Source organism: Thermoactinomyces sp. CICC 23799 (genome assembly GCF_016055145.1).
Classification (GTDB): Bacteria; Bacillota; Bacilli; order Thermoactinomycetales; family Thermoactinomycetaceae; genus Thermoactinomyces; species Thermoactinomyces intermedius.
In genome coordinates, this window is record NZ_JAECVV010000008.1 from 110,516 (window position 1) to 125,260 (window position 14,745).

The 14,745-nt window shown below is 40.2% G+C and carries 9 protein-coding genes and 2 pseudogenes; 7 read left to right on the plus strand and 4 right to left on the minus strand.

Annotation, left to right across the window (positions count from 1 at the left end; genetic code table 11):
* Positions 1-192 precede the first annotated feature (192 nt).
* On the plus strand, positions 193-3,015 hold the full coding sequence (locus tag I8U21_RS11790; RefSeq protein WP_198053976.1) for a DEAD/DEAH box helicase: 2,823 nt from the start codon (positions 193-195) through the stop codon (positions 3,013-3,015).
* A 120-nt stretch (positions 3,016-3,135) separates the two neighbouring features.
* Positions 3,136-3,225 (plus strand): annotated as a pseudogene (locus I8U21_RS11795) (helix-turn-helix domain-containing protein); the annotation flags it as partial.
* 138 nt (positions 3,226-3,363) lie between these two features.
* On the opposite strand, the pseudogene I8U21_RS11800 reads toward I8U21_RS11795, so the two are convergent.
* The 3 genes and pseudogenes from I8U21_RS11800 to ahlS form a co-directional block, all read right to left on the minus strand.
* A pseudogene (locus I8U21_RS11800) lies at positions 3,364-4,802 on the minus strand (NAD-dependent succinate-semialdehyde dehydrogenase).
* Positions 4,803-4,830: 28 nt separating this feature from the next.
* Positions 4,831-5,955 carry a zinc-dependent alcohol dehydrogenase family protein gene (locus tag I8U21_RS11805; protein ID WP_198053977.1) on the minus strand — a complete coding sequence of 375 codons (1,125 nt, stop codon included), beginning with the start codon at positions 5,953-5,955 and terminating at the stop codon, positions 4,831-4,833.
* 49 nt (positions 5,956-6,004) lie between these two features.
* Positions 6,005-6,853, minus strand: coding sequence for an AhlS family quorum-quenching N-acyl homoserine lactonase (gene ahlS / locus I8U21_RS11810; protein WP_198053978.1), 849 nt, complete (start codon positions 6,851-6,853; stop codon positions 6,005-6,007).
* Positions 6,854-7,102: 249 nt separating this feature from the next.
* Between ahlS and I8U21_RS11815 the strand changes: the two genes are divergently transcribed.
* Together I8U21_RS11815 and I8U21_RS15205 are read left to right on the plus strand one after the other, a co-directional pair.
* Positions 7,103-7,942 (plus strand): sigma 54-interacting transcriptional regulator, encoded by an 840-nt coding sequence (locus I8U21_RS11815; RefSeq protein WP_370527085.1) that lies wholly within the window; start codon positions 7,103-7,105, stop codon positions 7,940-7,942.
* Positions 7,828-8,487 carry a sigma 54-interacting transcriptional regulator gene (locus tag I8U21_RS15205; RefSeq protein ID WP_255516970.1) on the plus strand — a complete coding sequence of 220 codons (660 nt, stop codon included), beginning with the start codon at positions 7,828-7,830 and terminating at the stop codon, positions 8,485-8,487. Before I8U21_RS11815 ends, I8U21_RS15205 begins: the two co-directional genes overlap by 115 nt.
* Before the next feature lie 445 nt (positions 8,488-8,932).
* On the opposite strand, the gene nfi is transcribed toward I8U21_RS15205, so the two are convergent.
* Positions 8,933-9,616 (minus strand): deoxyribonuclease V, encoded by a 684-nt coding sequence (gene nfi / locus I8U21_RS11820; RefSeq protein WP_232337642.1) that lies wholly within the window; start codon positions 9,614-9,616, stop codon positions 8,933-8,935.
* 444 nt (positions 9,617-10,060) lie between these two features.
* Between nfi and I8U21_RS11825 the strand changes: the two genes are divergently transcribed.
* From I8U21_RS11825 to I8U21_RS11835, 3 genes are all read left to right on the plus strand, one after another.
* Positions 10,061-12,037 carry an ATP-binding protein gene (locus I8U21_RS11825; RefSeq protein WP_198050972.1) on the plus strand — a complete coding sequence of 659 codons (1,977 nt, stop codon included), beginning with the start codon at positions 10,061-10,063 and terminating at the stop codon, positions 12,035-12,037.
* A gap of 15 nt (positions 12,038-12,052) precedes the next feature.
* A complete protein-coding gene (locus I8U21_RS11830; RefSeq protein ID WP_198050971.1) occupies positions 12,053-13,459 on the plus strand; it encodes a DNA double-strand break repair nuclease NurA in 1,407 nt (468 codons plus the stop codon).
* A gap of 111 nt (positions 13,460-13,570) precedes the next feature.
* Positions 13,571-14,398, plus strand: a complete 828-nt coding sequence (locus I8U21_RS11835; protein WP_198053979.1) for a DNA adenine methylase — start codon at positions 13,571-13,573, stop codon at positions 14,396-14,398.
* Positions 14,399-14,745: the final 347 nt, after the last annotated feature.

Sequence of the window (14,745 nt, forward strand, 5' to 3'; positions counted from 1 at the left end):
ACAACTGGCTGATTCTAGAGCACCCTAGGAAGAGATATATTTTCTCTTTATTTTGAGATTATCACGTTAAAGAATAACCTATATCACCAAACTTTCCCGATTTTATACCCCATTGATAATATTGATGAGATATATCAGTGTTATTATCATGATGATGAATGGCCAGATAACTTATCTGCTGAACTGGAAATATTGCAAACTTATTTTGGGGATATCAAAAAAGTTGACAACCAATATTATGTGACTTACGTTACCGAAACGAATGATCTGGACTTTTATGTTTTTGAGAACGAAGATCAGCTGCCAGAGGATGTTCAAAGTGTTTATGAAGAAGCCTATTTAGAGCTTTCTGAAGAAGAGGATCAGATATTACAGTTCATTCATGATGTTACACAGGGAAAAATAAATGGAAAAGTAGTTCATATTACTTACTCCGGTGAATTGAATTCTTTTCCAAATTACTATTATAATCGGTTAACCCTTCTTCAATACCTGTATAAGGAACAAGTCCAACTGATTTTATCCACGAAGAAACTTGAAACCAAGAGAGTTTACGAGGAAGAGTACTTAAAAATTTTAAAAAAGTATTGGGGATATGATTCATTTAGACTGCTCAAAATGTACAAAAACATCAATGATCCTTCAAATAAAAAAGAGACAATATTGGTATCACAGAGTCAAATTATAGATGATATCATTAAGCAAGCGGAGAAATCACTCAACAAAGAAGATTACAATGATATTTTTGTCACATCTCCTACAGGTGCCAGTAAATCAATCATGTTTCAAATCCCGGCCATATACTTGGCGCATAAATATAATTTAATGACAATCGTCATTTCTCCGCTCATCGGACTTATGACAGACCAAGTACAGGGGTTGCAAAGTAAAAATGTGGATATTTCGGCAACAATCAACTCCGAACTTACCCCGGTAGAAAAATTGGATATCATGGAGAAAATAAAGCAAGGAAAAATCTCCATTCTCTACATTTCTCCTGAAACTTTATTAAGTCGATCCGACATTTCACAACTGATCGGCGAGAGGAAAGTCGGTCTGTTTGTAATTGATGAGGCTCACATCGTTACTACTTGGGGAAAAGCTTTCCGTTCAGATTATTGGTATTTGGGCAGTTATTTACAAAAACTTAGGAAAGAAATGCAATTTCCGATTGCTACGTTTACTGCCACAGCAATCTATGGCGGTGTTGAAGATATGTATGCAGAAACCCGGGATAGTCTGAACTTAATCAATCCAATCAGTTATTTTGGTTATATTAAGAGAGATGATATTGAGGTCAAAATTAGGCAAAAGGATCTCGAGCAGCAAAAATATAATGAGTACTTAAGCGACAAATTTAAGATTCTTTTGGTTCGGTTGGAAACTTTCCTGCAGAGAGGGCAAAAAACGCTGGTTTATTTTCCTACTGTACGTTTAATACTTGACTTTATGCAATTTGCAAGGGTATACGGATCAACTAAATTAATCAGTAATCTTTCAAGTTATTATGGTAGCATGGAGAAGGAAGACAAAAATATTAATTACCTGAAATATAAAAATAACGAAACGAAAATTATGCTCGCAACTAAGGCGTTTGGAATGGGGATAGATATTCCTGATATTCAAAATGTGTATCACTTCGCACCAACTGAAAATGTGTGTGACTATATCCAAGAAATTGGACGTGCTGCACGTTCTCTGAATAAAGGGTATGCTTATTTCGATTTCCTTCCGAAAGATTTTGTTCATGTGAATCGATTGCATGGAATTTCAACTATAAAAAAACACCAACTGATTCAGGTGATGGAGAAAATATTAAAACTGGCGGAAAAAAGCAAAGAGAGCTCCCCTATTCGTAAATTGCTTGTCAGGTCAGATGAGTTTCGCTATATCTTTGAAAAAAAGAATGTCACTGACCAGGTTGAGGATATTGATAACAAGCTAAAAACGGCACTATTAATCATTGAAAAAGATTTCAAATTGAAGATGAACTATTCGCCCATCGTTGCCAGACCGAGGAGCATTTTTGCTAATGAATATTTTTTGGTCGACAAAGAGATTGAAAACAAATTAATCAAACAATTTGGTCGTTACTTCACCTTAGTTCGCAAAAAACAAGGAAAAGAAAAAAGCGTTTACCAGTGTAATTTAAAAAACTTATGGCAAGATCATTATACATCTTTGTCTTACCCACAGTTTAAATACTTGTTTCGTTCAAAAGATGAAAGTTTAAATTTGTTTTTTCTTGATTCCATTCAATCTGTCTTACTGATTGATTTTCTGATAAAAACAAGTAACATCACTCAATTTAAATTGGAGTTACAGAATCTGGTGGGTGAAGTTTCCAGCATTTTTGGTAAATACGCCCGAAACAATCAATACTTCTCCATCGAAGAGTTTGCTCAAGAGCTAAAAAGGCAGACAAAAAAAGATAAATATTATTGTGAAAACCTTGCGATGGTTTGTCTGTATAGCGCGGAGAATTTCGACCGGCTGACAAAAAAACATGCAAACTTTTATAACAGCTTCATCCGTTTTGACGAAGGGCGCAAAAAGTACACACTGCTTAACAGCAGCTACAGTGGCTTTTTAGATTGGGTAAATTCCAAAATGAAACAAATCCTATCAAATCAAAATACATCTGAGGTTGAGAACAATCGTTATGAAATGTACTTATCAAAAGGAAACAGAAAAGAAATCGAAAAAACATTTATCTTGCTTGGATTGGTTGAGGCAATGGGATTACTAATTTATTCAGTAACCGGAGGCGATAATCCGGAAATTTACATTCGTATCAACTCATTTTTTCAGTTATACCGTGAAGTAAACAATCCTACACAATATGAAAATCGAGTTCTGACTAATGTATATGAAAGACATAAAACATCGGTTGAAATGTTAACATATTTGTTTAAAAATGAAGTATCAACGAAAGAGTTTTGGGAATTGATCGAAGACTATTTCTTGGGAAAAATACCAGAAGAAGTAAGCGCGAGGTTAAAAACTATCAGTTGAAATTGGTGGAAAATGTAAAGAAGTTAACTTTAAAGAAATTGATTGGGTAATTTGGACTTTATAACCCATTATCTGAAACACTGTTCCCAATGAAATCCTGTTCCAAAGTTTTTAAAAGTGCGCATCAGTAACGTCATGCAAAAGTTAAATGTAAAAGGGCGTTCCCAAGCTGTCGTCGAGTTGGTCCGGTTGGGCGAATTGAAAATTTAATGGGATGATCCCTGCCTGCATGCATGTGGCAGGGGTTTTTTATTATATAAATCATTATGGAAAAAGGGAAAACGAGAAAAGGGCTCGTTTTCCCAACGTCAGACTTTTGCCGGATGCCGGAAAGTATCTTTGGTAATTTCATGAAATCCCGAGAGACAGATACTTAATGTCTAAGTATTCTTCAATTCCGTATTTACTGCCTTCCCGTCCGATCCCGGAAGCCTTAACTCCACCAAACGGGGCTTGTGCCGTAGACGGCAGGCCGTCGTTGGCCCCGAGAATCCCGTATTCGAGTTGTTCCGCAAGCCGTATCACCCGGCCGACGTCCCGGGTGAAGTAGTAAGCCGCCAAACCATATGGAGTGTTATTGGCCGCCCGAATGACCTCCTCCTCGGTGTCAAAAGGAAGTATGGCGGCAACAGGGCCAAATGTTTCTTCCTGCGTGATGACCATAGAGTGATTAACATCGGTAAGTACGGTGGGTTCAAAGAAATAACCGCGGTCTCCGCAGCAGCTGCCACCGGTGACGAGCTTTGCTCCCTTGGATCACGTACATGGTATTCCACTTTTTTCACCGCAGCCGGCTCGATGAGCGGACCGACAAGGACTTTCTCGTCTAATCCATTCCCCACTTGCATGCTTGACAAATGTGTAGCCAACTTTTCGGTAAAGGCTTCTAAAATCGAGCGGTGGACGTAGAAGCGGTTGGCCGAGACGCACGTTTCGCCCATACCGCGCATTTTGCAAGTCACTGCGTTGCCGACAGCGGTGTCCAAATCGGCATCTTCAAAGACGATAAACGGCGCATGCCCCCCGAGTTCAAGAGAGAGCCTCTTCACGGTATCGGCGGCTTGACGCATCAGGATCTTGCCGACCTCTGTGGATCCCGTAAAGGAAACCTTGCGGACGCGGGAGTCATCCATAATAACTTTGGTGAGCGCCGGCGCGTCTGTTCCTGCCACCACCGACAAAACACCCTTCGGAAGTCCGGCTTCTTCGAACACACGGGCGATTTCAAGTGCCGATAAAGGTGTGAGTTCCGATGGCTTGACAATCATCGTACAACCGGCAGCGAGTGCCGGGCCCAACTTACGAGTAATCATGGCGGCAGGAAAGTTCCAAGGGGTGATGGACGCTGTGACGTCCACCGGTCGTTTAAGAACAATAATCCGCTTGTAGCGCGAACCAGAGGGAATGGTTTCGCCGTAGATCCGTTTCCCCTCTTCAGCAAACCACTCTAGAAAAGAAGCTGCATAGGCAATTTCCCCACGTGCCTCAAAGAGTGGTTTGCCTTCTTCCATCGTTATGATACGGGCCAGGGAGTCGGCGCGCTGACGCATGAGTGCTGCTGCTTTTTGCAAGATATGCGCACGTTCCGAGGCCAGAGTGTCGGCCCATTCTGCCTGAGCTGCAACGGATGCCTCAATCGCAGCCTGCATGTCTAAAGGGGAGGCGTTTGGAACCGTGGCAATCACTTCTTCGGTCGCCGGATTAATGACGTCAAACGTTTCCCCCGATTGTCCATCCGTCCAGTTCCCTCCGATAAAAAGAGAGTACCGACCTAGTTCTGAATTCATTTATAATCTCTCCTTCAACTTTGCATACTCACATCGTGACAACAAGCCGTGAAACGTCACCGCGATCCAAGCGGTCAAATCCTTCATTAATGTCCTCGAGACGCAAGTGGTCAGTCAGCAACCGATTGACCGGTAAGCGCCCTTTTTTGTAAAGCTCGATAAAACGAGGAATGTCGCGTGCCGGAACGCAGCTTCCAACGTAAGACCCCTTAATGGTTCGTTCTTCAGCGGCGAGCAAGACTTGCGGGAAAGAGAGATGGTGTTTCGGATGGGGGAGTCCTGCCGTGACGGTTGTGCCACCGCGACGCGTGATGTTGATTGCAGTCTGCATAGCGGGAACTGCACCAGCGGTTTCAAATGCAAATTCCACACCGCCGTCGGTTTCCGCACGAATTTGTTCCGTCACTTCCGGATCGCGTGCGTCAAATGCTGCAGTTGCCCCCAGTTCCAGTGCCGTCTTGAGCTTTGCGGGATTTATATCCACAGCTACAATGGTTCTTGCTCCTGCTACAAGGGCACCCAGTATGGCGCACAGGCCGACTCCACCCAATCCAACAACAGCTACACTGCTACCCGCTGGGACGCGGGCGGAATTCACCACAGCCCCAACTCCGGTCATCACTGCACACCCGAAGAGTGCGACTTCATCAAACGGTATTTCGGGATCGACCTTAATCAAAGAGTTCCTCGATACGACCGCATACTCCGCAAACCCCGATATGCCCAGATGGTGATGAATGTCCGTTCCGTCTTTGTGTAACCTTCTCTCCCCGGACAGGAGAGTTCCCACACCGTTAGCATTGGCGCCCGGTTCACAGAGGGCTGGCCGACCTTCTTGGCAGGGCAGGCAGTGTCCGCAACTGGGTACAAAGGCGCAGACAACATGATCGCCAGGCCGGAGGTCGGTTACACCAGGCCCGACTTCAACGACCTCGCCTGCCGCCTCGTGACCAAGGACCATCGGGATGGGACGGGGCCGGCTGCCGTTAATGACAGAAAGGTCCGAGTGGCACAAACCAGCTGCGCGTATGCGAATAAGTACTTCGCCCATTTGGGGCGGGTCAAGGTCAAGAGTTTCTATTCGAAGTGGCCGGCTGTCCTTGTAAGGAGCCGGCAGGTTCATTTCATACAAAACGGCGGCGCGTATTTTCATTTGACAATGCCTCCTTTATACGAAAACATGGTGTTGAGAGTCTTGGATCTTATTCGTAATATCCTTCCGTGGACTTTCGGAACGACTTAAATTGCTCTGAATCATGACCAAACCAGGTTTCCGACTGGGTTTCTTGCGCAATCCGGCGGATGCGCTCCACTGTTTTTACATATCCGAGTGAATCGTAGATAATCCCCGGTGGTTTTACCGGAGGCACGAAGTTTTCAGAACTGTAAATCGCGTCGGAAGCCAGGATAATGTTGCCCTTTTCCGGGAGTTTAACGTGCAGTCCGAGCATCCCCCATGCGTGTCCGCTGCCAAAGTTGAGGATTCGTACTCCTTCAGCCAGCGGGACGTTATCTTCGTCGCGCTTAATGGTGCGCCACTGCAGGTTGTTCTTGATCCAAGCGTCAATGTCGGCCCAAACGTACGCTCCCTCAGAGCGGTTACGAGCGTAAACTTGCAGGGTCCCGTTGAATTCGTCTTCATGGACGATCACGGTTGCATTGGTAAACATTTCGAGACAGCCAGCGTGATCGAGATGGAGATGAGAAGCAATTACGAATTTAATGTCTTCCGGACGCACTTTTAGCTGTTCCAAGCGATTGTGCAGATAACACTCCTCGCTTGCGATCCAGGGGAACATCGACTGGGTGGCTTCTGACCAGCGACCTTGAGGTCCCATGGAATTGGGGTTACATGAGGTATCAAAAAGAATTTTTCCTTCTGGATGATCAATCAAGACAGAATAAATCGGAAACTCGATCATTTCCGCAGGTGCGTTTGGATTGTCAACAGTAGCAGGATTGTGCATGGCGATCATCCAGTTTTTGTCCATCCTCATCCGTCCGTTGTCCAAGACGTACAGCTTCGGGCGTGCTTTCACGATGTTGGCCATGCTCATACCTCCTTTATCACAAATATGATTTTCGTTTATATTTCAAAAGCAAAAATTGTGCCAACATAAAAAACACGCAACATATGCCATGAAAATGGTAGGCGAACAGTGATTGGTGAATTTTTTCACTGATTATAGATTGATTTTTTTGATTATTCCCGATTATCGTTGTTATAATAAAATGGTGACGAAATTCACCGTTCGATGATAAATTTCACCACTGAAGAACCGATTATTTTTTCGCGTGGGGTGGTTATCATACTGAAAGCAAAATGCTTTGACCCGGAACAGTTGGAACAAATTGCGGAAATTATCGAGTGGATTCCGGATGGCGTATATGTTACCAATGGTTCCGGAGTTACACTCCTTGTGAATTCTGCATATGAGAAGCTGTCGGAGACCCGGCGGGAAGAGCTCATTGGCCGCCACATGAATGATTTGATTAAAGAAGGCTACATCAATAATTCGGTTTCCCTTCTCGTGATCGAACATAAGCGTTCTATATCGCTGATGCAAAACTTGAGGAATGGTAAGGAGGTAATTATTACCGGGAATCCCGAATTTGATGAAGCTGGAGAAATCCAACTGGTAGTCACGAGTGTTCGTGATATTACGCGTTTGAACCGGCTGACGGAAGAATTGGAGAAGGTGGTCGGACTTTCCGAACTGAATCGACATCAGTATCACCTGACGACGGATGGAGACAACATTTTTGTTTCCGAAAGCAAATGGATGAAAGAGATTGTCGGAAAAGTGAAACAGGTGGCTCCGTATCCAACAAACGTACTGTTGCTTGGCCCATCCGGCGTTGGCAAAGAAGTGATCGCAAACCTCATCCATCATTTGAGTGATCGCAGGAATAAACCGTTTATCAAAGTGAATTGTGCTGCGATACCGGAGGCACTGCTTGAGTCGGAGCTGTTTGGATATGAACCTGGTGCTTTTACAGGAGCTCGCAAGGGGGGAAAAAAGGATTGTTTGAATTGGCGGATGGTGGAACGATCTTACTTGATGAAATTGGTGAAATGCCGCTTGCTTTGCAGACGAAGCTGTTGCGGGTGCTGCAAGATCCCCAGGTTTATCGGATAGGTGGCGTCCAAGCACGCCCTGTGAACGTCTGTGTGATTTCCGCGACCAACCGGGATTTGCGTAGTCTGGTGAAAGAAGGACGCTTTCGTCAGGATTTGTTTTACCGTCTGCAGGTTGTTGAGATTCATATCCCCCCTTTGTCGGAGAGGCCTGAAGATGTGCCTGCTCTTATTGATTATTACTTTATGCATTACTCAAAAAAATTCCACGTTCAAAAACGTCTCAGTCGCGACGCCAAGGAACAGTTGTGCCGTTATAATTGGCCGGGGAATGTAAGGGAAATTAAAAATCTGATGGAGAATCTGATTGTCTCCGTTCCATCCCTTGTAATCGAGCTTCACCACCTTCCTGCTCATATTCAAAATGCACAATTGGTGAATAATCCGCTCACATTAAAGGAGAGAGTGGAGAGGTATGAACAACAGTTGGTTTTAGCGACGATGAAGTCGCAACCGTCCCTTCGTCAAGCCGCGAAGGTTCTTGGGATTGACCATTCAACATTAATCAAAAAACTACAAAGATGGAACCGAAATGGTTCGATCTAAAATATAAACTTGATAAAATACGGCTGAAGAACGGCAACGGGGAACTTTTGTCAGGGGGATCAGGAGGAAATCTGCTTTGAATCACAATGGATTCTTTTCATTTAACTTCATTTAACCAATTTGAACGACCGGGAGTTTGTGCTTTTCCTCTTCGGTTCATTATTTCAAGGTGTTGATTCCAGAAATCCAAATCGTTTCATCGGGGCGGATATGGATCTTCCTGCTGCAACGAAGTGGCAAAGTTTTTGTCGTTATCAAACCGGACAATTCCACACGTAAACGTCGCATTGTCTATAAAGCACTCATAGTGGAAACAGGGCAACAAACTTTAAATATCTACAATCATGAGTTGTTTCTCACAGAGTATGTCGTCGAGTTGGTTCGGTTGGGCGTTTAATGGGATGATCCCTGCCTGCATGTGGCAGGGGTTTGTTTTTGTTGAATTTTAGAAGGAAAGGCGGTTTTTTAAAGCCCTGCGGACGGTTTGGTCGGCTTTCCGTGTTGTTTCGGGCAGGCGGTAATGCGGAGAAAGCTTTAAAATCCAGTCACAGGCTGTCGATAAGGAGATACGGTGACCAATTGAAACATAGATCGGTTTTACATGATCCTGAGTCCGCAATACGTTGCCAATCACCTCACCGTGATCGGTCAGGGGAGCATGGCTGCCCCTTTGAATTTCCGGCTGTCCGGCTTCACCCATCAATCTTGTTTTGGCACAGCCGATCGTGGGGACATCGAATAAAACGCCTAAGTGACTTGCGATCCCAAATAGTCTTGGATGTGCGATCCCTTGCCCGTCACAAACAATCAGATCCGGTGAGATGTTTAATTTTTTTAATGCTTTGGCAATGGGTGGGATTTCCCTGAATGAAAATAAACCCGGAATATAAGGGAATCGGGCAACGTCTTCGGCGATCGCTGTTTCCGCGACATCCAGTGATCCGGCATCCAGCACCACAGCAGCCGCAACCAGTTTCCCGGATTTTTGATCATAAGCGACATCCACACCGGCAACATACTTGACTGCATCCAGTTGGTCTTTTTTTATCACTTTGGAGGCCAAATGCTTTTGGATTCGTAATGCTTCGGATTCGTCTAAATCCCAAGAATGGTTCATGCAGGGTTCCAATCTTTTCACCCTTTGTGTTTGTGGTATAGACCATAGATTTTAACGGTTTTGTGCCAAAAAGTACAGACCGGCGATCCATTTGAACAATCCGGTACATATGTCATGCCCCGATTGACCGGTCAAGGAGAAAGGTGTGTAAGAAGGATTGCAAGTAGGAAATTTAGTTCAAATATAATGAATTATGAAAAATCACTAGTGGTTGGAGTTTGAAATTTAATTCAGTACGACTTTGTTAAGTATAATATTTTTTCTAACTAGCTGTAACATTTATCGATAATGAAGTCATTCAAAAGGAAGCGCTCTGAAATGTTTGAACTATCACTGATTCAAAACAAATGAATCAGCTGGAAAAAAAGAAGATTAGTTAGAATAATAAATGATTGAACGAATTGAAAAAAATAGTTATATTTTTATTATAAGACTATTCAAAAGGTGATAGATGTGTTGGACAATTTTAATCAACTTTTAAAAGAAGATGAATTAGTTAAGCTCGTACAGAATAGCTCATTTGTAGGATGGATATATCACATTGATTATGATTATGCAAAAGTCATGACTAATGATTTATGGAAGAATCAGGCGGTAGGTATCCCGCATAATTGTTTTCTAGTAGCTGCTTCCTTTAATCCTGATCAATACAAAGACGTTCATGAAGAAGATAAACAAGTAATATTATTAAGGGTTGTTGGATCTACAAAGTTACCTCAGGATGATGATTTAGTAAGGGCGAAAATAGATTATTTTCAAAATCAGACTAATATTTATTTAAGTGAGGATTATGATGAAATAACTAAAAACCAAATGCAATTTGGTGGATTAGATTGTAGGGTCATTGGGACTTTCTATAAACGAGATGGGCAGCTTTACTTGGGAAGTGATTTAGAAACTTTTTATGTAAGCACTAGATTGTCTGTTTATCGTCCTCGTGGTGAAGCGTTGCAGCAGATAGTAAATCACATTGATCCACTTCAACGTAAACGTTCAATTGAAAATGCAAAGGAACAAGGTTTTACAAAATTACTGCCTCCTATTCAAATTGGTACGGTAAGATATACTTCAACAGATAGGTTACATAGAAGTTCAAAGGAAAAAAATGTGCCGTTTACTATTTTTCCATATGATTTTTTAGCAAGGCGAACGGCTGTACTTGGTATGACGAGAACTGGAAAGTCAAATATGATTAAGAAGACAGTTTCAGTTGTAAAGAAAATTGCCGATGAAGGCAATGTAAAGATTGGTCAAATTATTTTTGATATTAATGGGGAATATGCTAATGCAAATAAACAAGATAATGGAGCATTAGCGAATGTTTATCCTGATCAGACTGTTCGATACAGAATGATACAAACAGCAGGGTTTCTAGATTTACGGAATAACTTTTATGAAAAAATCAATGAAGGATTTAATGTTATTAAGCGTGAACTTCAGGCTGCAAATAGTATAGATGCCGATTACAAAAAAAGTTTTATAAACATGTCATTGGAGGAACCAAAGGATAGGTGGGAATCTGCTTATGGAAGATGGATGAGAAGGGTAGCAGCTTATCAAGTTCTTTTATATAAAGCGGGTTTTAAGTCAACTAAAAACTTTAGAGTTCATTTCCCTGCAAATAAAGATGTTAGGGATATTGTTTTTAAAAAGTTAGGTCAAGAGAATTTTAAATCATTTAGTGTTAATGAAAAAAGTGGTATAGTATCAATGAATTTGCCGGATGCCAATAAATGGTTTGAAATTATCCGGAACGTAAAAAATGAGTTGCCAAAATCTAAAAGTGGAGAACCTTGGGTAGATGTAGATTTAAGCAACCTCCTAGACATGATGGTTCAAAAAAATAGTAATAACAATTATATATCAGGTTACAAAATACTTGATGTAGCTAAAAAGTACCATTCGCCAAATAGAGGGAGGATTGCTGTCGGCGAAGAAATATATAGCCATTTAAGAGAAGGGAAAATCGTTATTCTTGACTTGTCCGTTGGAGACCCAACGATTCGGAAAAATATTAGTCTAGAAATCGCTGAATATATTTTTAACAAATCAATGGAGCAATTTATCAAAGACGTTCCTCCGCCGAATATTGTAATATACATTGAAGAAGCACATAATTTAATTGGAAAAAATATGGATTTAACTGAAACATGGCCTCGGATAGCAAAAGAAGGGGCTAAATACAATATTGCATTAGTTTATGCGACACAAGAAGTTTCATCAATTCATCCGAATATTTTGGCTAATACAGAAAATTGGTTTGTAACCCATTTAAATAATGAAAAAGAAATCAAAGAGCTAACTAAGTTTTATGATTTTGCAGATTTTAGTCGTTCCTTATTGAAAGCACAAGATGTTGGATTTGCCAGAGTTAAAACTTTGTCTAGTCCGTTTGTAGTACCAGTACAGATCGATCTTTTTAAACCAGAATGATTAGGTGGTTATATAATGCCTTATGATGGAGAGTTTGCAAATAAATCATCACATATGAATTTAATAAAAAGTCCAGATGTAAAGGAATTCCTTGATAAATGTAAGCTGTTAAGTCCGATTGATGGTAAAGAACGCGACGAAATCAAAAAAAAATTTGTTATGCCAACTTTGAAAAGTGATTATTTGCCTGAATTTATTATAGCCGTAGATGGTAGTATTTATGAATCAAGTGTCGAGGAGGCTATCCCAAGTACCAAAATGGGTTATATAAAAATTGGTAGCCTGTTAATAGAATTAAATAAATACAGGCTACTCAATAAAAAGGGGGGGTTTGTTAACCCTTTTGAGGTGGCAAAGCTTCAACAAAACAACTCTTCTATTTCATTTACTTTACCTAGTTCGAATGTGATCCTAGATGGGTATAAATCTGTTCGAGATAGTTTTAGGGCACAATTAGATAAATTATTGTACGAATTTAGGATAAAATCAGATGACCCAAAAACGAGTTTACGATCAACTTTATTCTATTTAGCTTCAATAAGACCCAATGAATTTAATACATCTTTAGAAGAAAGACCCCATTTATTTTTGCATAAATGTCCCAATGAGGAATGTGATGAACGGGATATTAGAATTGAGGACCTAGAGGAGCAAATCTATTGTAAGTGCGGTGAACCAATTTATCCGACTGATTGTCTTAGGATTTGGGAAGAGATCAATGAGTATCAATCAAACGTAGTAGCTCTTTCTAGAACAATGCAAGTCCTTGAGCATCTAATTCCTATTCATTATATCCGTTGTTTAGAAGAACAGGGCTCTTTGGATATTTTATCAAAAATGGCTTTTATATTAGATGGGGCTTTAGCTATATTTGGTCCCTCAGCATGGCTACATGCAAGTATATTAAGATATATACATTTAATAAATAAAAAGCTAGAGAATAATGGTTATGAGCCACTTTTTATCATGAGTTTGATAAAAAGTGGCCAGGTTGTAGATTTTGTAAAAATGATTAATTCTCATATTCCAAACAACAGGATATTTGCACTTAATGATGCATTTCGATACAAGTATATTTCTCCTGGAAGAAGAGTTCCTAAAAATGGTCATGGCTATGAAACATATTATGGACAAGATTTTATATACAAAACTCCTTCGGGAAGAGTGTTTGTCTTTAATCTTGTTTATCCATTTGAAAGTAAAACTAAGCCGAATTTAGAGGTTTTCAAGCGAGAGAAGGCTAATATTGAGAAATATAATTCAGTTTTACCAAAAGCATTAAGCTTAATTGAAGAATTTGAGTGCGATCTTTATGAGAATGCTGTAGTACCAATAGCACTAGCGCACCGATACACGGCTATTAGTATGAAACCAGGTGGGAAAATTTTAGATTTATTAACAAGAAAAGCATTAATAAAATAATGTTCATATGCCCACTTTTAAGCAGTGGGCATTAATTTTTCGTCTGGCCAAGAAGCTCTGGTAATGATAATATAAACAAAAAAGGGAATGTATTGAGGAAAGTGATTTGAAATGATATCAAATAAAATAAGATCTCCTTTAAGGTTTCCTGGCTCTAAAAGCAAGGTTTTAAACAGATTTTATCCATATTTTTATATCCCTCATATAGAATATCGTGAACCATTTTTTGGGGGTGGAGCTATATTTTTTGGGAAGCCCAAGGCAAAGATAAATTGGATAAATGATAAAGATTATAGTGTCTATGCTTTTTTTAAAATAGTTCGTGACTATCCAGATGACATTTGCAAATTTGTTTTAAGTATAAAACCTAGTATTGAGATTTGGAAAGAAATTAGATCAATAAAGCCGCAAAATGAGTTGGAAGTCGCATATAAGTTTTTATTTTTAAATAGAACAAACTACTCCGGCATAATTACAGCTAATCCTATTGGAGGGATAAAACAAAAATCCAATTGGAAAATTGATTGTAGATGGAATCCTGAAATGCTTTGTAAAAGAATTAAAGAATGCTCAAGTAAACTTCAAAATGTAAAAATTACTTGCTTAGATTTTGAAGAACTTATCTTAGCCCCAGGGAAAGATGTATTCCTAGTATTGGATCCTCCATATTATAAAAAAGGTCATGAATTATACCCTGTAAGTATGAGTCATGAAGAGCATGTTAAACTGGCTAGGCTTCTAAAAAAAACTCAACATAATTTTTTGTTAACTATTGATGATTGTGAAGAGGTGAAAGAGATATATCAATCAGTGGACTTTTATGTTAATCAGGAGTCATGGTGTTATTCGATTAATCAGGGAAATAACACAAAAATAGGAAGGGAATTATTTATTTCTAATATTGATATATCTAAGTATATGCAAATCACTATATTTTAAAGAGTTGTTTTTAAAGGAATAAGTATTTGGTGTCTGCTGTAGAATGCCTCTAAATCGGACTCTTTTCTGATCGTAATCGGATTATTACCTATCGATTTCTAGTCTGCATTGGCATGATCCGTGTCAAGTATTAACTTTGAAATACTCTTATTACAAAGATGAGTTTCTGCATTTTAAATAACCTGAACTCTGTACTATTTTGTGCAAGAATATTATTTTTCACGTTAGTGAGTTTCACTTTTGTGATACATCTTAAAGTGAGAAGCCGAAGTCACAATCTATTGCTCATGTGTTTGCACTCTCATACAGTCTTATTGAAAATATCCCTGCTGCATAGATGTGGCAGG